Below are 21,921 nucleotides of genomic sequence, written 5' to 3'. Positions count from 1 at the left end.
TATTAAACAGCGAGCGAATCGGGGTGGGCGTACACCAAAGGCGCCGATCAATGAGAATATTGACGCAACCGAAGTCCGACTGATTGACGCAGAAGGCAATCAGGTCGGTGTAGTACCAATTGAGGATGCCCTCAAGCAAGCTGAAGAGGCATCTCTTGACCTGGTCCAGGTTACGGATTCCGATCCGATCGTCTGTAAGATAATGGACTACGGCAAGAAAATCTTCGACGAGAAGAAGGCCAAGGCGGCTGCCAAGAAGAAACAGAAGCAGACGCAGGTCAAAGAGCTTAAGTTCCGTCCAGGAACTGAAGAAGGGGATTATCAGGTCAAACTACGCAACCTGGTACGTTTCCTTGAAAACGGGGACCGCGGCAAAATCACGATCCGTTTCCGTGGCCGTGAGATGGCACACCAGGAAATTGGTATGCAGCTCATGCAGCGCATTGAAACGGACATTGAAGAGCTTGCCCAGGTAGAGATGCGGCCGAAGATGGAAGGCCGGCAGATGACCATGGTAGTGGCGCCCCGCAAGAAGAAGTGAACCTGATCGGGTGCTTGTCCCCCGCGCATGCGGGGGATTTGTCGTTCAGGGGCACATTATTGTTTATTTAAAAATAGAATGCGGAGTTTTAAAAATGCCTAAGATGAAAACCAAAAGCGGAGCTACAAAGCGGTTCAAGAAAACCGCCACTGGCTTCAAGCACAAGCAGTCCTTCACCAGTCACATCCTGACCAAGAAGAGCCCGAAGCGTAAGCGTCAGCTGCGCGGCACCAAGCTCATCGCCAAGTCAGATGTTGCATCTATCAAGCGTATGACCGCGGGCTGATCCAGCTGCGCATCATTCCTTAGAAAGTACAGGTAGAAGGATTAAAGTATGGCTCGTGTAAAACGTGGTGTGGTCGCACGCCGTCGTCACAAAAAGATTCTCAATCAGGCCAAAGGTTACTACGGCGCTCGTAGCCGGGTATTCCGTGTAGCCAAGCAAGCGGTTATCAAAGCCGGTCAATACGCTTATCGTGACCGTCGTAATCGCAAGCGTGCTTTCCGCGCTCTGTGGATTGCCCGTATCAATGCTGGTGCCCGCGCCAACGGTCTGTCTTACAGCCGTCTGATCGCTGGTCTGAAAAAGGCTAACGTTGAAATCGATCGTAAGGTTCTGGCCGATCTGGCTATGAACGAGCAGCAGGCGTTTGCCGCTGTTGTTGAGAAGGCCAAAGCGTCCCTGTGATTGCTTAGCTCTTTCATCGATTGCTGATCGATATGGGCGCCCCATGACTTCATGACGGCGCCTCCTGATAGGGGAAGGGCACGCTCTTCCCCTATTTTTGTTTTTGAAGTTACGTTTTAAGCACTTCCATTTCTGGTTTGGAGCAGGGTCAATGGAAAACCTGGAGCAACTGGTTCAGGACGGTCTGGCAGCGGTTGATAGCGCCGGCAGCCTGCAGGCACTTGATCAAATTCGTGTTGAGTATCTTGGCAAGAAGGGGGCGATCACCCAGCAGGCGAAAACTCTAGGCAAGCTTTCTGCTGAGGAGCGCCCTGCCGCCGGCCAGAAAATCAATGAAGCCAAGGGGCAGGTCGAAGAAGCCATCAATGCCCGGCGAAGCGATCTCGAACGTGCCGCCATCGAGCAGAAACTCGCCAGCGAATCCATTGATGTGACGTTGCCCGGCCGTGGCCAGGACCTGGGTGGGTTGCACCCGGTTACCCGAACCCTGCAGCGAATCGAGCATTTCTTCGCCCGGGCCGGTTATACCGTCGAACAGGGCCCCGAGATCGAAGACGACTACCACAACTTCGAGGCCCTGAATATTCCGGGCCATCACCCGGCCCGTGCGATGCACGACACTTTCTATTTCAACCCGGGCACACTGTTGCGGACACACACCTCGCCGGTACAGATTCGCACTATGGAAGCGGGCAAACCCCCATTCCGGATGATCTGCCCGGGTCGGGTTTACCGCTGTGATTCGGATATGACGCACACCCCCATGTTTCACCAGGTGGAAGGGTTACTGGTTGAGAAAAACGTCAGCTTTGCGGATCTTAAAAGCACTGTTGAAGAATTTCTGCGAGTGTTCTTTGAGCGGGACCTTCAGGTTCGCTTCCGGCCATCGTATTTCCCCTTTACCGAGCCCTCTGCGGAAGTGGACATCGAATGGGGGCGCGAAGCCGACGGCAGCATTAAGTGGTTGGAAGTCATGGGTTGCGGAATGGTGCATCCCAAGGTGTTTGAGTATTGCGGAATCGATGCCGAGGAATACCGTGGCTTTGCATTCGGCCTTGGTGTAGAGCGCCTGGCCATGCTTCGTTATGGCGTGAACGATCTGCGTATGTTCTTCGAGAACGATCTGCGCTTCCTGCGACAGTTTCGTTAACAGGCAAGATCAAGGCATCCAACCAAACAGGCAAAACCGCATCAGGACAAGGCAATAACCATGAAATTCAGTGAACAGTGGCTGCGCGAGTGGGTTAATCCGCAAATCGATACCCAGGAATTAATGGACCAGATCACCATGGCCGGTCTGGAAGTGGACGGTTTCGAGCCAGTGGCCGGTCAGTTTAGTGGTGTGATCGTTGGTGAAGTCCAGTCGGTCCAGCCACATCCCGACGCAGACAAACTGCGGGTATGCCAGGTCAGCGATGGCTCCTCTGAGGTTCAGGTGGTCTGTGGCGCTCCCAATGTCCGTGAAGGGATGAAGGTGCCTTTTGCGGTGGTTGGTGCTGTCCTGCCCGGTAATTTCAAAATCAAGAAAGCCAAGCTTCGTGGCCAGCCGTCCGAGGGGATGCTTTGTTCCGAGTCTGAGCTTGGCCTCTCCGAAAACCACGATGGCCTGATGGAGCTCCCGGCGGACGCACCGGTGGGGCAGGGCGTGGCGGATTATCTGAAGCTCAACGATGTCACCATCGATGTGGATCTCACTCCGAATCGCGCCGACTGCCTGTCAATCAAGGGCATCGCCAGGGAAGTGGGTGTTCTGAACAGTATGCTGGTCAACAGCCCGGCGATTGAGCCTGTGGAATCAGTGCACTCTGAAGTGCCTGATATTCGGGTGGAAGCGCCGGCGGGTTGCCCGCGGTATCTTGGTCGTATTCTTCGCAATGTGAACCTGCAGGCGGAATCGCCATTGTGGATGCAGGAGAAGCTGCGCCGCTCGGGTATTCGCTCCATTGATGCCGCTGTGGATGTCACCAATTACGTCATGCTGGAGCTTGGCCAGCCCATGCACGCCTTTGACCGTGATGAAATTCAGGGCGGGATTGTCGTCCGAATGGCGCGGATTGGCGAAAAACTGGTTCTGCTGGATGGCCAGGAAGTTGAGTTGACCCAGGGCACCCTGGTAATCGCGGATCATGATAAGCCGATCGCCATCGCCGGTGTCATGGGCGGTGAGCATTCCGGAGTCAGTCCGAAAACGCGGGATCTGGTGCTGGAATCCGCTTACTTCGACCCGATTACGCTGGCGGGCAAGGCCCGTCACTATGGCCTGCACACAGACGCATCGCACCGGTTCGAGCGCGGCGTTGACTACAAGTTGGCACGCGACGCCATGGAACGTGCCACCAAGCTGCTGATGGAGATTGTTGGTGGCGAGCCGGGCGAAGTCGTTGAAGTTGCCAGCGATGGGGATATCCCCGAGGACCGGGTTGTCGACCTGCGTGTTCGCAGACTTAACGATGTTCTGGGTATGGAAATCGATCGAACCACCGTTGAGGAGATCCTGACCCGCCTCGGCCTGCGGGTGGAAAAACTCCTGAAAGACGGCTGGCGTGTCAGTGTGCCCAGTTTCCGCCCGGACATCTCCATTGAAGAAGACCTGATCGAAGAAGTAGGTCGGATCTACGGCTACAACAATCTGCCCGTAACAGAGCCGACTGGCTCGCTCGGTCTGCGACCGGAGCAGGAGGCTGTTCGCCCGGTATCGGCCATCCGCAACTTCTTCGTGGATAATGGTTACCAGGAAGCGGTGACCTACAGTTTTGTCGATCCGAAAGTACAGCAACTGGTTGATCCTGAACGGCAGGGCATTCCGCTCGCTAATCCGATTTCCTCTGACCTTTCGGTGATGCGCACCAGCCTCTGGAGTGGCTTGCTGAAAACCGTGGCCTACAACCAGAACCGTCAGCAGCCGCGTATCCGACTGTTCGAAACTGGCCTGCGTTTCCTCCAGGAGGGTGAGCGGATCGATCAGCAGCCCATGCTGGCCGGTGTGGTGGTTGGAAATCAGTATCCTGAAAATTGGGCAAACGGTCGCAGAACGGCGGATTTCTTTGATGTAAAAGGAGATTTGGAGCGTCTGTTCCGATTGTTGGGTATTGAAGTCCACTTCGTGGGTAGCAAACACCCCGCCTTGCATCCGGGACAGACTGCGGAGCTGATGCGTGACGGCGAGCATGTGGGCTGGCTGGGGACTCTGCACCCACAAGTTCAGAAAAATCTTGAACTTAATGGCACGATCCTGATGTTTGAGCTATTCTTGAATTCAATCGTTACCGGATATGTGCCTAATTTCAAAGAAATTTCAAAATTCCCTGAAGTTCGTCGGGATTTGGCTATTATTATCGGAAGCGAGGTAGCGTTCGCCGATGTGGAGCTTGTAGCTAGAAAGCATGCCGGTGAGCAGCTGACAGCGTTGCGTGCGTTCGATGTCTATGAAGGTGAGAGCCTGGGTGAGGGTAACCGAAGCTTGGCCCTGAGCCTGTTCTGGCAGCACCCCGAACGTACACTGAACGAGGATGAAGTGCATTCGCTCTTCAACGGTGTCATCGACGCATTGAAAGAAGAGCTGGGGGCAACACTGAGGAGTTGAGAGATGGCGGCTTTGACGAAAGCGGAAATGGCAGAGCGGTTGTACGAGGAATTGGGCCTGAACAAACGCGAAGCCAAGGAAATGGTGGAAGCTTTTTTCGATGAGATCAGAGGCGCTCTCAGCCACAACGAGCAGGTGAAGCTGTCGGGTTTCGGTAACTTCGATCTGCGGGACAAAAAACAGCGGCCGGGACGGAACCCGAAAACGGGTGAAGAGATTCCAATCAGTGCAAGGCGTGTCGTTACGTTTCGCCCGGGACAAAAACTAAAGCAAAAAGTGGAAGCGTATGCTGGAACCCAGTCATAACAACGAACTTCCCACGATTCCGGGGAAGCGTTATTTCACCATCGGTGAGGTAGCGGAGCTGTGTGCGGTGAAAGCACACGTGTTGCGGTATTGGGAGCAGGAGTTTCCGCAGCTGTCGCCGGTAAAGCGTCGGGGCAACCGCCGCTATTATCAGCGGGCGGATGTTATTACCATCCGCCAGATTCGTAGCCTTCTCTATGACCAGGGTTACACTATCGGTGGCGCGAAGCAGAAGCTGAGCAGTCATGAGGTGAAAGACGATACCTCCCAGTACAAGCAGCTGATCCGGCAGATGATTACAGAGCTGGAAGAGGTGCTCGAGGTTCTCAACGCGCCGGTCAAATAGCGCTTCCGAAGCTTTGAAGAAAAACCGGGATAGCGAGAAGCTGCCCCGGTTTTTTTATGCCTGCACGGTTACTGCTTCTTGCATGTCTTTATGCCCAGCAAAGAATAGGCTGGGCAGTTGCCTACCAAAGCAGTTGCCAGAGGCACTATGCCAATCCAGCCCCAGGCTGTTTGCGGGCCCACAAATACGAGGGCCAGCAGTACAATGCCGACAATGGCGCGAATGATACGGTCCGCAGATCCCATATTGATGCTCATGATCCTTTCTCCTTGCTTGATATGCGATGACAGGACGGACTTTAGCGTCTGTTCGCTGAAGGTTCAGTGATAAAGTCACACAGGGCCGGCCGCCGGGTAAGCTAATTTAATGACCTATGGAAAAGCCGATGTTGCAACACAGCATTCTTGAAACATTGCCTGAGCCTCTTCGCAGAGAAGCCCTGAGCGGCCTGCAGCCTCTTCACTTTGAGCATGGAAGCATTCTCTTCCGGGCCGGGGATCCCTGTCAGGGACTCCCTCTGGTGCTGAATGGAACCGTGAAGGTCCAGATGACCGGCCTTTCCGGTCACAGCATCGTGCTGTATCGGATGGGGGCTGATGACATTTGCACACTGTCTATCGGGTGTCTGATGACAGGCGATGGCTTTCGCGCAGAAGCAGTGGTTGAGGATGATGCCGAAGTGTTTATGGTGCCCAGGGGGTTGTTTGACCGGCTGATGGACCAGTCTGCTGATTTCAGGCTTGGCATCATGGAATCCTACGGACGCCGCTTGAATGACCTGATGTTACTGGTGGAAGAAGTTGCGTTCAGACGCATGGATGAGCGACTGTTTCAGTGGCTTGAGGCCAGGGTCGGGCAGGGGGTGATCACGATTACCCATCAAGAACTTGCCGTGGAGTTGGGAACCGCCAGGGAAGTGGTTAGCCGGCTTCTGAAGGAGTTTGAACGCAAAGGCTTGCTGCGGATTGCCCGCGGAAAGATTGAGTTCACCGGTTGGTTTGCCAGTTAGGTATCCCTAAACAAAAAGCCCAGACCTTTCGGCCCGGGCTTTTCGTCGGAATCTGGTCGGGACGGTAGGATTTGAACCTACGACCCCTTGCACCCCATGCAAGTGCGCTACCAAGCTGCGCTACGCCCCGATTCGCTCTTCGCCACCAGGAAACTTGAGAGTATTCTCAGTGGCTTAGCGGGAGCGAAGTCTACACGAGCTCATGCAAAAAATAAACATCCGATGACGAATTTGATGTCCGTTTTTTAGCGTAGCTTGGTCTCCCGAAGTTTCAGGATAAATTCAGGTGGCTCAAAGGTATCCGCTCGGGCGAACTCCCAGTATTTGTCGAACACAGTCAGGTTGGTTTTTCCCTCCAGAAGCGCGCCCGGTTCCAGGAAGGGAAACAGGTCCATGTAAGAGTGCACTTCGGTTTTGGATACCCGCCGCACGATGTGCTCCGGGCCAAGTTCGGATGGATGCCTGAGGCCTGAGGCCTCCAGCAGGTTCTGCAGGGCGTCCAGGGTGTTCTTGTGGTAGTTGTATACCCTCTGGCTCTTGTGCTCCACGTCGAGCTTGTTGCCTCGCCTGGGGTCCTGCGTCGCCACGCCGCTTGGGCAACGCCCGGTGTGGCAGTTGAGCGCCTGTATGCAGCCCAACGCAAACATATAGCCGCGGGCTGCGTTGCACCAGTCGGCGCCAAGGGCCAGGGTCCGGGCGATATTAAAGGCCGAGGTGATCTTGCCTGCGGCTCCAATGGCGATGTCTTCCCGAAGGTTGGTGCCTACAAGGGTGTTGTGGACCAGCAAAAGCGCTTCCGTCATCGGCATCCCCAGCCGATTGATAAACTCCAGGGGTGCGGCGCCAGTGCCGCCTTCGCCGCCGTCGACAACGATAAAGTCCGGTTTCCGTCCGGTTTCCAGCATGGCTTTGACAATGGCGAACCATTCCCAGGGGTGGCCAATGGCGAGCTTGAATCCTACGGGTTTACCGCCTGACAACTTTCGCAGCCGGTCAATGAACTCCAGCATCTCTATAGGGGTTGAGAATGCCGAATGACTGGCAGGAGAGACGCAATCCTCGCCAACAGAAACGCCTCTTGCTTCGGCGATCTCAGGCGTTACCTTGGCGCCTGGCAGAATCCCGCCGTGACCGGGTTTGGCGCCCTGAGATAGTTTGAGTTCTATCATTTTGACCTGATCAAGAGCAGCATTCTGGCGAAACATTTCTTCGTTGAAAGAACCATCTTCGTGCCGGCAGCCGAAATACCCGGAACCGATCTCCCAGACCAGGTCACCGCCCGGTTGACGGTGGTAGCGGGAAATCGAACCCTCTCCGGTATCGTGATAGAAACCACCCTGCCTGGCGCCGGTGTTCAGGCTGAGAATGGCGTTGGCAGAGAGTGAGCCGAAACTCATAGCGGAGATGTTGAACACGCTTGCGTTGTAGGGTTTGTCACAGTTTCTGCCGATCAGAATTCGGAAATCGCTGCTGCTAAGACGGGTGGGGGCGAGCGAATGGTTCATCCACTCGAAACCTTCATCGTACATACCGAGCTGGGAGCCGAAAGGGCGCTTGTCGAGAACATTTTTGGCGCGCTGATACACGATTGTGCGCTGTTCACGCGAGAAAGGGCGCTCTTCTGTGTCTGACTGGATGAAATATTGCCGGATCTCGGGCCCAACCGATTCAAGCAGGTACCGGAAGTTGGCCATGATGGGATAATTTCGGCTGACGGTGTGCTTTCGCTGTACCAGATCGTAGGTGCCAAGGCCTGCGAAAGCGCCGAATATCAGCGGGAATACGTAGCCTGCATCCAGAATCAGGGCCAGTCCAAGGGAAACGAGAAAGCCGACAAGGCTTAGCGCATAGGCCGTATAGCGAAGCGGAAATGTCTTTGTTTTTTCCATGGAGTCCTCTGATTGTCTCGCAAAACCGGCTCGACCGGCGCGGTAAGTAAAGAAGAGTTTAGTCGTACGACGTGGGATTCTGCCGCGATTGGTCCGGACTTTGGCTGGTCCGTTGTCAATCATGGTCTATGATAAATATCAAGGCGGCTAAAATGATCGTACTTTTGATGTTTTGAACTCAAAACATTATGATAACGCTCTTGTAATGTTTGAACTCCGATTCTGAATAAACGACTTATCAACTCAGGAGGCGCCATAACGTGGGCGAGGTAGTTAAAGACGAATATTCGACGGACTACGTGGCCGGCCAGGACAATATCACACCGTTCGGGCTGGATCTCCACGCACCGGTATTTCCGATTACGGCGATACTGGTTGTTGCGTTCGTGATAGGAACCTTGATGTTCCCCGGGCAGGCCAAAGAGCTGCTCGATGGTGCAAAATGGGACATCATCGCGACGTTTGACTGGTTTTTCCTGATCAGTGCCAACATCTTTGTTGTGGTGTGCCTGGCCCTGATCTTCCTGCCCTTCGGTAAAATCCGTATTGGAGGTCAGGACGCGAAGCCTGAATTTTCAACCATGTCATGGTTTTCCATGCTCTTTGCAGCGGGTATGGGTATCGGCCTTATGTTCTGGGCCGTGGCAGAGCCAGTGGCCTACTACACCGGTTGGTATGAGACGCCGTTCAACGTTGAGGCGAACACTGCCGAAGCGAGCAACCTTGCAATGGGTGCAACCATGTACCATTGGGGTCTTCATCCGTGGGCCATTTATGCGGTCGTTGCGCTTTCTCTGGCGTTTTTTGCCTACAACAAGAACATGCCCCTGACCATTCGCTCAGCGTTCTTCCCACTGCTTAAAGACAAGGTGTGGGGCTGGCCTGGTCACATCATTGATATCCTCGCCGTTGTGGCTACGATTTTCGGCCTGGCGACTTCTCTCGGGTTCGGTGCGCAGCAGGCGGCTTCCGGCTTGAACTACCTGTTCGACACCGGCGGCGGTACGAACGTTCAGATGGCTATCATCGTTGGTGTTACCGCGCTTGCGTTGATTTCGGTGCTTCGAGGCCTTGACGGCGGCGTGAAAGTGTTGAGTAACCTCAATATGGGCCTCGCTGGTCTCCTTCTGTTCTTCGTTATTTTTGCTGGTCCCACCATGACCGTGCTTGAAACCCTTTGGGTAACCTCCTCCAGCTACGTTGGTAACGTCCTGCAGTTGAGTAATCCCTTTGGTCGTGAAGACGAAGCCTGGTTCCAGGGCTGGACTGTCTTCTATTGGGCATGGTGGATTTCCTGGTCACCGTTCGTTGGCATGTTTATCGCCCGGGTGTCCAAGGGCCGCACTGTGCGTGAGTTTGTAACTGCCGTGCTTATTGTACCGACTGTTATTACCGTGGTTTGGATGAGCGCATTTGGTGGCTCTGCTCTGGAGCAGATTCAGAACGGTATCGGCGCGCTGGCTGAAAATGGCCTTACAGATGTCTCCCTGGCCATGTTCCAGATGTTTGCGAACCTGCCGCTGACCGGGATCATTTCCTTCGTGGGTATCATTCTGGTGCTGGTGTTCTTCGTAACATCTTCAGATTCCGGTTCGCTGGTAATCGACAGCATTACTGCCGGGGGCAAGACCGATGCACCGACCGCTCAGCGTGTGTTCTGGGTAGTTGCTGAGGGTGCGATTGCTGCCGCCTTGATCTTTGGCGGCGGTGAGGATGCGCTTGGCGCTATTCAGGCGACTGCTATCAGTGCCGGTCTGCCATTCACAGTCGTTCTCTTGATTATGACCTGGGGCCTTCTGAAGGGCCTGAGTCATGAGCGTAAACTTTTGCTTGCCAGGGGCGAGCTCACCTAAGAGTGCTGTGAAATGAAGAACCGGGGTTTCGACCCCGGTTTTTTTATGCCCGGTGAAAACTCAGGAACTGGCGAACGTTTCCATGGCGAAACGGGAGCGCTCCAGCGGCGTGAAGTGTGGCCGCTTAAGCGACTCGATGGCGCGCAGTCGGGGCAGAAGACCGCGACCATTTGCCATCTGGATTGCCAGCCCGGGGCGGGCGTTCAATTCCAGCAGCAGTGGCCCTTCGTTGGCATCCACCACCAGATCAACTCCCATGTAGCCGAGGCCGGTTGCCTCGTAGCATCGGGAAGCCATCTCCAGCATCTCGTCCCAGGCTTCAATCTGGATGTTTTCCAGAGCCAGGCCGGTGTCAGGGTGCAGGGTAATCGGGCGGTTGAACTGAACGGCGTTCAGGCCTCGTCCAGAACCGATGTCCAGACCAACGCCCACAGCACCCTGGTGAAGGTTTGCCTTACCATCTGATGCGGTTGTGGCCAGTCTCAGCATGGCCATCACGGGGTAACCCTGAAAGACGATGATTCGGATGTCAGGCACACCCTGGTGGGAATACTTTGCCAGTGATGGAGCGGACTCCACCAGGTTTTCCACGATTGCCACATCCGGAGTGCCGGCGAGTGAGTAGAGCCCGGCCAGAATATTAGTCAGATGACGTTCCAGGAATGAAGAGTCCACGCGCGAACCGGAAGCTTTGATGTACTCCTCACCATCCCGCCCGGTAATAACGGTAATGCCTTTGCCGCCAGAGCCTTTGGCCGGCTTGATGGCAAACCCTTCAAGGTGGTCAGCCATTTCCCGGAAGTGCGATATTTCATGCTGCTGTCGAACAACCTGAAGCAGTTTCGGGGTTCTTACGCCGTATTCGGCAACCACCAGTTTGGTCTTAAGTTTGTTATCCACCAGAGGGTAGGACGATCGTTCATTGTACCGGGCAATGTAATCAACATTGCGCCGGTTCATGTTGAGCATCCCCAGCCTCTTGAGCGATCGCGGTGATATCCAGTCCATGTCAGTCGTAGGCCTTCATTGGCGTAAAGCGCCTTAGCTCGCTGAGCTTGTAGCCGGTGTACTGGCCCATCAGGAGGATCAGCCCCAGGATGACAAGGTGCAGTTCCGGGAAGTTGAAGGTGAGATGGCCGGCCAGTGGCGCGCTCATCAGCAGGTAGGCACAAATGGCCACAAACAGGCTGCCGGCACCCTGGACCATGACCTCGTGCGCTCCTTCTTCTTCCCAGAGGATGGACATGCGTTCAATGGTCCAGGCAATGATGACCATCGGGAAAAATGTGACCGTCATGCCGGTGTTGAATCCCATCTGGTAGCCGATGATGCTCAGACCCGCCGTGATAAAAATAACCAGGATGATCAGGGCGGATATCCGAGACACCAGCAGCAGGTTGAGGCTGGACAGATAGCCGCGCATGAGCAGACCGATGGACACTACTGACAGGAAAGCGATCAAGCCTGGCACCAGGGTCGTCTGGACGAACGCCACGGCGATCAGCACGGGCATAAAGGTGCCTGAGGTACGGATGCCGATGACAATCCGCATGAAAGCCACCATGAGCGCACCAAGGGGCAACAGCAACAGCATTCGAAACATGCTTTGCTCTTCGATGGGCAGTTCATAAAAGCTCAGGAAGCCCAGGCCGTTGGAGGCGGATTCCATGGTCGCCAGTTGCAGGGCGGGAACGGTTTGCCGAAGCATGGAGAAGCTGACTTCAGAGTTTTCCCCGCCCACCACGTCAAGTAATGAGGCAGAGCCCTGGCGCCACAGCAAGAGATCCTCTGGCACTCCCTGCTCAGCAGTTTTGGGATTGAAGGTGAGCCACTGGCTGCCGTTGTAGATCTGCAGGTACGGCATTAGCTGCTGCCTCCGGCGGGCATCCTCGAGCCTTAGACCGTCGGCTATTCTGGCGGCGATACCACTGTGGTTGAGCATATCGACCAGCAGGTCAAGGTAGTTCTCTTCCGACACCAGCATAGTGGTGTTCTGGGTTCGGGTGTCTGGCTGCATTAACCGGATCAGCTCCCGGGTCATGCTCTCCGGAGTACTCGAGCGGGCCTTGGCCTGGTCGAGTATTTCCTGAACGGCTGTGGCTTCAGGTTCTTCCCAAAAGGTCCTCGGAGTTTTCGGTTCCCGGGTCGGTATTTCCGGCTGTGCGTTTGGATCCGGAATAAACTGGGCTTTGAAATAGAGGGTTTGCGGCCCCGAGACTTCCCGTTTACTCCATTCCGCCCGGCGGCTGCCGGAGCTATCGATGATAGAGAAGCCGTAGCCAGGTGACGCCGCCTGTTCGGTCAGGATGCGGAAGCCCGGCGGCTGCTCGGGTACATTGAGGCTGGCAAGCACCGAGCTGTCGCCGGCGTCGAAATCAATCCGGGCCTCGACCATCCAGACAGGACGTTGCTCGCCGGTCAGCCAGGGAATGCCGAGTTCAATATGTCTCCAGACAGCCAGTGAAATGCCCGCTGTGATCAGGAGCAAGACGGCGATGTAAAAAGGTAGGCGCGATCGGGTGGTCACGATTCGTTCCCGTTGCTGTTGCGGATGGACTCAGGTAACTCGGTGGCGTACTCCTTGCCGACATCGACCAGCATCACGTCACGCAAAATATTGCGGCCGATCAAGACTTCATAGGTCAGGTTGGTTCTGTCGGCAAGTGTAAACTCCGCCACTTGCTGATGATCGCCAATAAAAAACTGAAGCTCAACGACGACACGGCGCTCTGCTTCTTCCGCACTGGCCTGGATAACGCGAACGCGGCGGGAAATTTCTTTCTCCAGAGTCAAGAACTTGTCGGCACCTGGAACAGGTACATCAAAGCGTACCCAATTATTGCCGTCCCGCTCAAACCGAGTGATGTTGCGTGCGTCGATTGAGGAGGTTTCTGCACCGCTGTCGATTCGAGCCTTGTAGATCAGTCCGGGGCCGGCGAGATAGAAGTTTTCAACCTCACCGACAATAACCTTTCCCTTGAGGCGATCTGCGCGACCTTTCGAGGTGTCCGTCGCGGGGCATTGCTTCTGGACCTGTACTGGCGGGCATGCGGGTTTCTCTACCTGGGTAGCAATAGCGTCCAGGATGGTTTGAGTCGATGATCGGTTATGGGAGATGGCTTGCTCGTGTCGAGCCGCTGCGTTTTCTTCCATGGTGACGAGAGTCGCACGTTGACTCTTGACGGATCCCTGGAGCTCATTGAGGTCGCTTTTGGGAACCATGAAATAGCGGTCTGCAGAGCACCCCGTAAGCAGCAAAATGCCTGCGAGTGCGGTGAAGGAAAGTTTAGGCAGTCCAGCCCGAAAACATTTCAAACCCATGAATAACCCCTGAGCTGGCAGCCTGTCACACCGAGTTTAGATGGCGATGACGGTCTGAGCGAGTGAAACCGAACAAATACGGAAGGGGAGTATACAGCATACAACCTGTGTGGTTGATTTACAGATGGTTAAGGGGCGGTAGTGTTTACCGTGACAGAAAATTCCCTTCACCAAGAACAGTCTCAGCACGCAGGTATTCCTGAATAACCGGGGAACAATTGAGGTAGAAAAGCAGCAGCTCGCGCTGTACATCCTGGTCCTGAATGCGAGCGGCGAAGCTGATCAGATCCCGAATTTCCTCGTCACTTTCAGTCCTGCTGGAGGGTATCCCGACACTCTTTCCGTACCGGGCTTTCAGGAGGCTGGTGAGGCGCTCCAGGTGAAACTCGCCTGTGTGGGTGATGTGCGGGAGGATCCTGAATGCTTCCTTATTACCGGTCGAGCGCGTGCCGAACAAGCCTGTCTGACTCTGCTGGCCAGCGCAGTCATTGTGCAGAAACTCCGCCTCCAGTTTTCGCCACAGTTCTTTAAGCATGATCTGTTATCCGTTTCTGATCTGGTTCCGGCCCGGCCAGTGGTTAACAAAGGGTAATAACCATCTGGCGGGTGAACATTTTACCCTTTTAGACGATATTACGTTGGTCGTCCAGAGATAGATGCCTGGGCTTTAAATTATTGCCAAACAGTCGTGGTCCCTCTGGACAGCGCCAATCAGATTGACGGTGCACCGGGCAAAAGGTTTCTTTCGTGGGGTAGACTGTGCTGCAACAGAGAATGGCCGACCATTCAATCAAACAAACAAAGACCCTCAACAGGAGTAGTACCAGGTGCCTGAAGCCATCACAGAACTGATCTTGTCCCGACCTGATCTGATGGCGGGATTGATGGTTGTATTAATTCTTCTGTTAATTCTGAAAGCGCTTTGGGGCAGGAATAGTCGGCTTGAACAGGACGTCGAGCATTGGCGGCAGCATGCCGCAAGCCTCGAGAACCAGCTGGCCGGGCTTGAGTCGGACCTGGAGAGCCGGAAAGAGCGCCTGGCGCAGATGGAAAGTGAGCGTCAGAGTCTACAGGCAAAGGCGGATGAGCTTTCCGGGGCGCTGGGCGAGGCCCGTGTTTCGCTCCGGGAGCAGGAAGTGACTATTGATAATGAGCGCCGATCGGCCAATGAAAAGCTGGAGCTGCTTGAGCGCAACCGTGATGCGTTGAAGCAGGAGTTCGAAAATCTTGCCAACAAAATTTTTGAGCAGAAGAGCGAGCGTTTCAGCCAGCAGACCCGCACCAGCCTTGATACCTTGCTCAATCCGTTCAGGGACCAGCTGCAGGACTTCCGCAAGCGGGTTGAGGACGTCTATACCACTGAAACCCGCGATCGTCAGGCTCTGCGCAGCGAGATCAAATCACTGCAGGATCTGAACCGTCAGATAACCGAAGAAGCCTCCAATCTGACCCGGGCTCTGAAAGGCGACAAGAAGATTCAGGGCAACTGGGGCGAGCTGATCCTCGAGCGGGTACTGGAAAAGTCCGGTCTTCGTAAGGGGGTGGAATATGATACCCAGGGCAGCTATCGAGACAGCGACAACCAGCTCTATCGACCGGATGTCATTGTGCATCTGCCGGACAGCCGCAACCTGATTATCGATTCCAAGGTCTCACTGGTGGCCTACCAGCAGTGGGTGACGGAGGACGAGGATTCCGTGGTCAAAGAGGAGGCTCTCAAGCAACACGTTGAGGCCGTGAGAAATCACATCCGCACTCTCAGCGAAAAGGATTATAGCCAGCTCCACGGCCTCCATTCCCCGGATTTCGTGCTACTGTTCATGCCGATAGAACCTGCTTTTGTGGCAGCATTTCAGCAGGACGAGAACCTTTTCGCAGAAGCCTTTGAGCGAAAGATTATTGTGGTAACTCCAACTACGCTACTGGCAACACTGCGAACCATTGAAAACATCTGGCGGTACGAGCGGCAGAGCCAGAACGCCCGGCAAATCGCAGAGCGGGCCAGCGCGGTTTATGACAAGCTCAGAGTATTTGTGGAGGCGATGGAACGCCTGGGAACTCAGTTGCATACCGCTCAGGGAACCTACGACTCAGCCATGAATACGCTGACTCGGGGGCGTGGCAATCTGATCTCTCAGGCGAACCGCTTTGTTGAGCTGGGTGTTCGGGTGAAAAAGGAATTGCCGAAGGGGATAATGGACCAGGCTGAAGTAGACGACACTGAAGAATTTCGTCATACCGGGGACGACGACCTGCCTGATCCAGAGGAACAGGCGATCGGTGCAGATAACGAGCAGGAGTAGATGCCATGGCAGTATTATTTGGGACAGGTCGCTGTTTTGCGTTGGGAGCCGTTCTGGCTTCCTTGCTCCTGGCGGGGCCGGCGCTGGCACTCGCGCCGGAGCACGAAACCCGCAGGTTGATGCTGGCTACCCAGGAGGCCGTTGTTGCCGAGAACTGGGGCGAGGCTGCCGAGTATCTGAACCGCTTGCAGCAACTGGAAGGGGAAAAACCAGCCGATTACTTCTTTTACCGGGGCCGGGTGATGTTGCAGTCTTCCCACCTGAACGAAGCCCAATCTGCTCTTGAAACCTATGTGAGCCGCGCCGGCGCCGAGGGTGCCCATTATCAGGAATCCCTGCAGCTCATCACCTCTATTGAAAAGACGAGAAAGCAGAACGCCCTGGCGCCCCAGGCAGCCGGTGAAAGTGAACAGGTTGCGGTCATTGAGCCTGCGGGTGAAGGCCGTATTGAGTCCTTGCGCAAGCTATATCTGGCAAATTCAGATCGCGAGGCTTTGACCCTTCATATCAACAGTCTGCTCGAACTGGCGGGCTGGCGCCGTGATCAGGCGGTGGTGCGGCTCGATCGACCGGCGGATGCGGAATACCGCATTGGAACACAGGGAGACGAGATACAGATTCAGGAAATCAAGCGCGCCGAGGACGGCCGGATACTGCGAAGCACGGAGCCGATGTCGGTGTTTGGCATCAATCCCATGGTTGAATGGCGTTGCGAGGCGGCTGTTTCAACCTGCTGGGTCTACGATCCCAGGGACGGTTCTCGCCTGCTTCAGCTGGCGGCGAACCGGGAAAGGGCTCAGGAAATTGCAGAGACACTGGGAGAACTGATTCGCAGGCTTCAGGCACCTTCGGAAACCTGACTCAGTCGGATAGGTTGCCGCGCTCGCCCTCCCGGTATGCGCCGGGCGTCACTCCCGTCCACTTTTTGAAGGCCCGGTGGAAGGTTGATGGCTCGGTGAAACCGACCTTGGCGGCTATGTCGTTAATAGGAAGCTCCTGTCGGCTCAGGTAGTAAATTGCCATATCCCGGCGCAACAGATCCTTGATTTCCTGGAACGAGGTGTTTTCCTGCTTCAGCCGGCGGCGCAGTGTCTGCGGGCTGGTGTGTAGTTCCGCAGCAATCCATTCAAAATCCGGCAGCTGCTTGGAGAAGTCCCTACCGATCAACGCCCGGATGCGCCCCGTGAAGGTATTGCTCTCGTCTGGGCGGGAGAGCAGGTCTGCTGGGGAGGTCTTCAGGAACTGTCGCATCTCCGGCTTGTCACGGATGACCGGCGCCGACAGGAAGCGCTTGTCGAAGGTGAGAGCGATCTTGTCGGACTCAAACTCCAGGGGGCAATGAAAAATGTGCCGGTACTCGTCGCCATGGGCCGGCCTGGGGTAATCGAACTCGGCCTTCTCCAGCTCGATGGGTTGCCCAATCAGCCAACTGCCCAGACGGTGCCAGATCACCAGGATGCTTTCCCGCAGGAAAAAGTTTGGATCGTTGATTTCACCTTCCATCCGGGTCACCAGTTGAGCCTTGTCTTCGCCAACCTCCAGTTCCATCGACACCATGGGTTCAAACAGGCGGGAAAACTGGAAGGCCTGACGATACACCGATTCCAGATTGGGGCAATCAATCACCAGCGCGCACATGGTAGCGAAAGTACCTGTTCGGGCCCGTCTGGGCCCAAGCCCCATGAACTCATCTCCCATGCGGTTCCAGAGCACCTGCATCAGATGGTTGAACTGATCGCTGCTAACCCGGGCCATCTCAATGCGTAACAGATCGGGAGAGATTCCTGCTTCCTGGAGCATTTCGCGGGTATCAAAACCAAGTCTCTCGGCACCCACAAGGGCAGCCTGAACAAAGTGCTTCGAAACCGTCAGATCGGACATCACGCTCGCCATTCCATAAAAACGAAACCCATCATAAAACCCCGGCCGAACAATGCAACCGAAGCCGTTCGGGCGGACTGGTAGAAACGGCCAATCGGAATGACGGAACCGGCAGTTGGCCCCATTGGCAAAACCGGGCAGCATGAAGGAAACGAATGCTATTCGGACAACCCTGATAATAAAAAGGAGATCATCATGGCGGGTCCTCTGACTTCGCTTAAGATTCTGGATTTCAGTACCTTGTTGCCCGGCCCCTACGCCACCATGCTGCTGGCGGATATGGGGGCGGATGTATTGCGAGTGGAAGCACCGGACCGAGTGGATCTGACCCGGGTAATGCCACCCCACGATGCTGGCGTGAGCACGGCTCACGGTTTTCTGAACCGTGGCAAAAAGTCTCTCGCGCTCAACCTCAAAGAGAAGGGCAGCCGGGAGAAAGTTCTGGAGCTGGTCAAAGAGTTCGATGTTGTCTTGGAGCAGTTTCGCCCCGGGGTGATGGATCGGCTTGGCATAGGCTACGAAGCTCTGAAGGCTGAGAACCCGGGCCTTATCTATTGCTCCATCACCGGTTACGGCCAGACCGGCCCCTACAAGGACCGCGCGGGCCACGACATCAATTATCTCTCCCTGGCGGGCGTCAGCAGCCACTGTGGCCGAGCCGACAGCGGACCGCCACCCATGGGTATTCAGATTGCGGATGTAGCTGGCGGTTCGCACCACGCCGTTATGGGCATCCTGGCTGCCGTAATACACCGACAGCAGACCGGCGAAGGGCAGTTTGTTGATATCAGCATGACCGATGCCGCCTTTGCGCTGAACGCCATGGCCGGAGCGGCCTGTCTGGCCGGTGGTCAGGAGCAGAAGTCGGAACGCGCGTTGCTAAACGGTGGCTCCTTTTACGACTACTACCAGACGCGCGACGGCCGCTGGCTTTCGGTTGGCAGTCTCGAACCCCAGTTCGCTTCCCGCCTGTTCCACACGCTGGGGATTTCTGACGTAACCAGCCTCGCCATGAGCCAGAATCCTGAGCATCAACAACACCTGAAAGCGGTTCTGAAAGACAAGATTGCTGAGAAACCTCTGGCGGAGTGGCAGGAGATTTTTGCTGATCAGGATGCCTGCGTGGAGCCGGTATTGACCATTTCCGAGGCCGCCGAGCATCCCCAGCTCAAAGCGAGGGACATGGTAATCGGAGTTGATAGGGGAGATGGCACCCAACAGCCGCAGATCGGGTTCCCGATCAAGTTTGAAAAAACGCCTTCGGAAACGTCCCGAATCGGAAAAATGCCTGGGGCTGATAACGATCAGTTTCTTTAGAAGAAAATAACGTGAATAAGTGTTCAGTTTCGTCTGGCTGAAAAGGAGGGCTCTGCTAATTTTATAAGTGTCACCGGAAATGGTGAAAGCGTAGTGAACAAATACAAGGAAAACACTATGAATCTCAGGAAAACGCCGAGTGGCAGGCATGCCCTCAGTCTCACTGTCGCCCTGCTTGGCAGTACTTTGCTGGCGGGTTGTTTTGACAGCGACAACGACTCATCTGGATCCTCACAGACTGAGGTGGATCCCAATCTCTTTCCGGCGGATGGTCAGCTAGAAGCGACCATTCGTCGAACTACTGGCGGTGTTCCCCACATTGTTGCTGACGACCTGAAATCCGCCGCGTTCGGGCACGGCTATGCTCAAGCGCAGGATAATGTCTGTATGCTGGCCGAGGCGGTTGTAAAAGCCCGAAGCGAAAGGGCCAAGTATTTTGGGCCAGGACCCGATGCAGGATTTGGCGTCGGTATCAATGTCGTTAATGACTTCAGTTACAAGGCCCAACAGATATATGCCGGTGCTGAAGCGGAGTTCCCGACTCTGAGCCCGGAGAGCCGTGCTCTGATTGAGGGCTTCACAGAGGGGTATAACCGGTACGTTAACGAAACCGATGCCTCCCAGTTCCCTGCAGAATGTGCGGATCAGGACTGGGTGAAACCGATAACGCCGGTGGATCTGCTGGCCCACTATCGCATTGTTGGCCAGTACGCCAGTGGTGCCCTGTTCGCCACGGGGGCGGTTTTCCTTGCAGTTCCTCCAGGAGAGACTCCGGCTCCGACACCGGTAAACTCGGTGACCAATGCTGAGGAAGTTAACAAGCTTCTCAAGAACGTTGTGGCAACTGCAGAGGCTGGCGCGAAATCACAGACGAATTTCGCGGATATGGGCCTCGCCAGCAATGCCTGGGGTATTGGTAGCGAGTTGACCGAGCAGGGCCGTGGCGCTCTGTTGGCAAACCCACACTTCCCTTACACAGGGCATCGGCGACTCTATGAGGTTCAGATGACCGTGCCGGGTTACCTGAATGTTCATGGCGCTGGCCTGCTGGGCACAGCAATTCCTTTGATCAACTTCAACGAGAATCTTGCCTGGTCCCACACGGTGACGACCAGTCGTCGCTTTACCTGGTATGAGCTGGTGCTCAAGGATGGAGATAATCTGACCTACGTGAAAGACGGGGTTGAGAAGCCGATCACCACCGAGACTTATCAGATCGAGGTCGATCTGGGGCCTCAGACAGTTGTACTGGAGAGAACTTTCTACTTCTCCGAGTACGGACCAATGATTGCTGCGAATGCTGTGAGTGGTCAGCTACCAGCCTGGGGCGACAACGGTGCGCTGAACACCTCCTCAATGGTGGCCCACACCTATCGTGACGCCAATGCCAACACTGGGGGGCTTCTGGACACCTGGTTGGGCATGAGTCGAGCCAGCAACCTTGAAGAGTTCCAGAGTGTTTTCCAGAATTGCGGCTCAACCCTCTGGACCAACACCACCTACGCGGATGATCAGGGTAACGCGTTCTACATCGACAGCAGTTCGGTACCGAACCTCTCCGAGAAAGCCATTGCGCTCGTTAATCTGAGAAGGGCAAGCAGCGACGCCTATGCCGGTCTGTTTGACCAGGGCGTGACGCTATTGGATGGCCGCCTGTCCCAGGAGGACTGGGTCGAGGCCGCATGTGGTCCGCTGACGACTTATGATCAGAAGCCAAAACTTGTGAGATCGGATTGGGTGCAGAACTCCAACAGCAGCTACTGGTCAACCAATCCGGACGAGTTTTTGACGGGCTTCTCGCCGTTGTTTGGTGATGAGAAAGCGCCCATTAATGCTCGTACTCGCCTCGGTATCAAGATGCTCCAAAATTTGATGGACCCAGGCTTCCCGGACGCGCCGCTTCCGGCTGGCCAGGACGGCAAGTTCAGTGCTGAAGAACTGATTGGTGTCATCTGGAACAACCGGGCCTGGTATGCAGAGCAGTTCTTGCCGGAGCTTCTGCAGCGCTGCACTGCCATTGGAAGCAACACCGTGAACGGCGTCGATCTGTCTTCCTGGTGTCAGTCTCTGAGCAATTGGGATGGTCTCTATAACCGGGATAGCGTAGGTGCTCATATCTTCCGGGTGTTCATGGCCAACTATATTGAAGACCTTGAGTCTGACCTCACCACTCCGTTCAGTCCGGCTGACCCCGTGGGCACACCTGCGGATCCATCCGAAGAGAATGCAGGGACAGCGACCGATACCATGCTTCTGGCGCTTGCCGATGGTGTGACGGCTTTGCAGTCTCAGGGTATTGTACCGACTGATGCGTTGGGAGATCTGCAATATTACCGCGCTTCCGGCGGGGTTGTTCCTGGTTCCGGCGGGACACCCGTGTTCCTGACTCAGCCAATCCCCTGGCACGGTGGTGACGGCAATATTGATGGCGCGTTCAATGCGATTGGTGTTATTAGAGATCCGTTCCTGGAAGATACCCGCTTCCCACGGATTGCACCGTCAACCATCGAGAATACTGCGGGGCTTTCTGACGGTACTGGTGGTATTGATGGCTGGTTAATGGCCAGAGGTACCAGCTGGCACTTCGGGTTGGAATTTACCGATAATGGGCCGGAAGCCTATGGTTTGGTGAGTTATTCGCAGTCTACGGACTCGATGTCACCGTACTTCAGTGATCAGAGTGAGCAGTATTCCAACAAGGATTACCGTCAGCTGTTTTTCACTGAAGAAGACATTCAGGCGAATCTGTTGCCGCAGGGAGAAACAGTGATCTCTACAGACTAAAGATGTGGTTTAAATTGAAAGGGCCGTACTCCTGAGAGTGCGGCCCTTTTTTGTCAGTCATGGTTTTGCTAATAGTCCCAAGATAGCGAGTCTGAGCCCG

General features: G+C 55.2%; 20 protein-coding genes and 1 tRNA gene. 13 read left to right on the top strand and 8 right to left on the bottom strand.

What is annotated here, in order from left to right:
- The first annotated feature begins 1 nt into the window (after position 1).
- From infC to FMN52_RS06220, 7 genes are all read left to right on the top strand, one after another.
- Entirely contained in the window at positions 2–541 is a 540-nt protein-coding gene (gene infC / locus FMN52_RS06250; RefSeq protein WP_197694046.1) for a translation initiation factor IF-3, read from the top strand.
- A 94-nt stretch (positions 542–635) separates the two neighbouring features.
- Entirely contained in the window at positions 636–827 is a 192-nt protein-coding gene (gene rpmI / locus FMN52_RS06245) for a 50S ribosomal protein L35 (protein WP_088828864.1), read from the top strand.
- A gap of 48 nt (positions 828–875) precedes the next feature.
- The gene (gene rplT, locus FMN52_RS06240) at positions 876–1,229 is read left to right on the top strand and encodes a 50S ribosomal protein L20 (RefSeq protein WP_008170485.1); all 354 of its coding nucleotides are present in this window, start codon (positions 876–878) and stop codon (positions 1,227–1,229) included.
- A gap of 151 nt (positions 1,230–1,380) precedes the next feature.
- Positions 1,381–2,379, top strand: coding sequence for a phenylalanine--tRNA ligase subunit alpha (gene pheS / locus FMN52_RS06235; RefSeq protein WP_148607813.1), 999 nt, complete (start codon positions 1,381–1,383; stop codon positions 2,377–2,379).
- Between the two features lie 60 nt (positions 2,380–2,439).
- Positions 2,440–4,812 (top strand): phenylalanine--tRNA ligase subunit beta, encoded by a 2,373-nt coding sequence (gene pheT, locus FMN52_RS06230; protein ID WP_148607811.1) that lies wholly within the window; start codon positions 2,440–2,442, stop codon positions 4,810–4,812.
- A gap of 3 nt (positions 4,813–4,815) precedes the next feature.
- The gene (ihfA, locus tag FMN52_RS06225; protein WP_007151838.1) at positions 4,816–5,118 is read left to right on the top strand and encodes an integration host factor subunit alpha; all 303 of its coding nucleotides are present in this window, start codon (positions 4,816–4,818) and stop codon (positions 5,116–5,118) included.
- Positions 5,099–5,464: a MerR family transcriptional regulator gene (locus FMN52_RS06220; protein ID WP_008170477.1), complete on the top strand. Its 366-nt coding sequence runs from the start codon at positions 5,099–5,101 to the stop codon at positions 5,462–5,464. Before ihfA ends, FMN52_RS06220 begins: the two co-directional genes overlap by 20 nt.
- A gap of 68 nt (positions 5,465–5,532) precedes the next feature.
- On the opposite strand, the gene FMN52_RS06215 is transcribed toward FMN52_RS06220, so the two are convergent.
- Positions 5,533–5,721 (bottom strand): DUF2892 domain-containing protein, encoded by a 189-nt coding sequence (locus FMN52_RS06215; RefSeq protein WP_064227376.1) that lies wholly within the window; start codon positions 5,719–5,721, stop codon positions 5,533–5,535.
- A gap of 128 nt (positions 5,722–5,849) precedes the next feature.
- Between FMN52_RS06215 and FMN52_RS06210 the strand changes: the two genes are divergently transcribed.
- On the top strand, positions 5,850–6,473 hold the full coding sequence (locus FMN52_RS06210; protein WP_148607810.1) for a Crp/Fnr family transcriptional regulator: 624 nt from the start codon (positions 5,850–5,852) through the stop codon (positions 6,471–6,473).
- Positions 6,474–6,526: 53 nt separating this feature from the next.
- Here the strand turns inward: FMN52_RS06210 and FMN52_RS06205 are convergent.
- Positions 6,527–6,603: transfer RNA gene (locus tag FMN52_RS06205), tRNA-Pro, on the bottom strand.
- A gap of 115 nt (positions 6,604–6,718) precedes the next feature.
- Positions 6,719–8,362: an FMN-binding glutamate synthase family protein gene (locus FMN52_RS06200; protein ID WP_148607809.1), complete on the bottom strand. Its 1,644-nt coding sequence runs from the start codon at positions 8,360–8,362 to the stop codon at positions 6,719–6,721.
- Positions 8,363–8,622: 260 nt separating this feature from the next.
- Here FMN52_RS06200 and FMN52_RS06195 point away from each other — a divergent pair, with 260 nt between their 5' ends.
- Positions 8,623–10,215, top strand: a complete 1,593-nt coding sequence (locus FMN52_RS06195; protein WP_148607807.1) for a BCCT family transporter — start codon at positions 8,623–8,625, stop codon at positions 10,213–10,215.
- A gap of 60 nt (positions 10,216–10,275) precedes the next feature.
- Here the strand turns inward: FMN52_RS06195 and FMN52_RS06190 are convergent, their stop codons facing one another.
- From FMN52_RS06190 to FMN52_RS06175, 4 genes are all read right to left on the bottom strand, one after another.
- Entirely contained in the window at positions 10,276–11,223 is a 948-nt protein-coding gene (locus FMN52_RS06190) for an alpha-L-glutamate ligase-like protein (protein ID WP_148607805.1), read from the bottom strand.
- A 1-nt stretch (position 11,224) separates the two neighbouring features.
- Positions 11,225–12,742, bottom strand: a complete 1,518-nt coding sequence (locus FMN52_RS06185) for an inactive transglutaminase family protein (RefSeq protein WP_148607803.1) — start codon at positions 12,740–12,742, stop codon at positions 11,225–11,227.
- Complete coding sequence (locus FMN52_RS06180; protein WP_148607802.1) at positions 12,739–13,536, bottom strand: RimK/LysX family protein; 798 nt, start codon at positions 13,534–13,536, stop codon at positions 12,739–12,741. The genes FMN52_RS06185 and FMN52_RS06180 overlap by 4 nt, the downstream gene beginning before the upstream one ends.
- Before the next feature lie 145 nt (positions 13,537–13,681).
- A complete protein-coding gene (locus tag FMN52_RS06175) occupies positions 13,682–14,071 on the bottom strand; it encodes a hypothetical protein (RefSeq protein WP_148607800.1) in 390 nt (129 codons plus the stop codon).
- 292 nt (positions 14,072–14,363) lie between these two features.
- Here FMN52_RS06175 and rmuC point away from each other — a divergent pair, with 292 nt between their 5' ends.
- Both rmuC and FMN52_RS06165 read left to right on the top strand, forming a co-directional pair.
- On the top strand, positions 14,364–15,839 hold the full coding sequence (gene rmuC, locus FMN52_RS06170) for a DNA recombination protein RmuC (RefSeq protein WP_148607798.1): 1,476 nt from the start codon (positions 14,364–14,366) through the stop codon (positions 15,837–15,839).
- A 5-nt stretch (positions 15,840–15,844) separates the two neighbouring features.
- On the top strand, positions 15,845–16,699 hold the full coding sequence (locus tag FMN52_RS06165) for a hypothetical protein (RefSeq protein ID WP_148607796.1): 855 nt from the start codon (positions 15,845–15,847) through the stop codon (positions 16,697–16,699).
- A gap of 1 nt (position 16,700) precedes the next feature.
- On the opposite strand, the gene FMN52_RS06160 is transcribed toward FMN52_RS06165, so the two are convergent.
- The gene (locus FMN52_RS06160; protein ID WP_148607794.1) at positions 16,701–17,720 is read right to left on the bottom strand and encodes an AraC family transcriptional regulator; all 1,020 of its coding nucleotides are present in this window, start codon (positions 17,718–17,720) and stop codon (positions 16,701–16,703) included.
- A 195-nt stretch (positions 17,721–17,915) separates the two neighbouring features.
- Here FMN52_RS06160 and FMN52_RS06155 point away from each other — a divergent pair, with 195 nt between their 5' ends.
- On the top strand, positions 17,916–19,037 hold the full coding sequence (locus tag FMN52_RS06155; RefSeq protein ID WP_162851859.1) for a CaiB/BaiF CoA-transferase family protein: 1,122 nt from the start codon (positions 17,916–17,918) through the stop codon (positions 19,035–19,037).
- 117 nt (positions 19,038–19,154) lie between these two features.
- Positions 19,155–21,821 (top strand): penicillin acylase family protein, encoded by a 2,667-nt coding sequence (locus FMN52_RS06150; protein ID WP_148607790.1) that lies wholly within the window; start codon positions 19,155–19,157, stop codon positions 21,819–21,821.
- The last annotated feature ends 100 nt before the right edge of the window (positions 21,822–21,921 follow it).

The organism is Marinobacter sp. BW6 (assembly GCF_008107725.1).
Lineage (GTDB): Bacteria > Pseudomonadota > Gammaproteobacteria > Pseudomonadales > Oleiphilaceae > Marinobacter.
The sequence above is the reverse complement of the archived record's forward strand: the minus strand, read 5'-3'. Positions and strand labels throughout refer to the sequence as shown.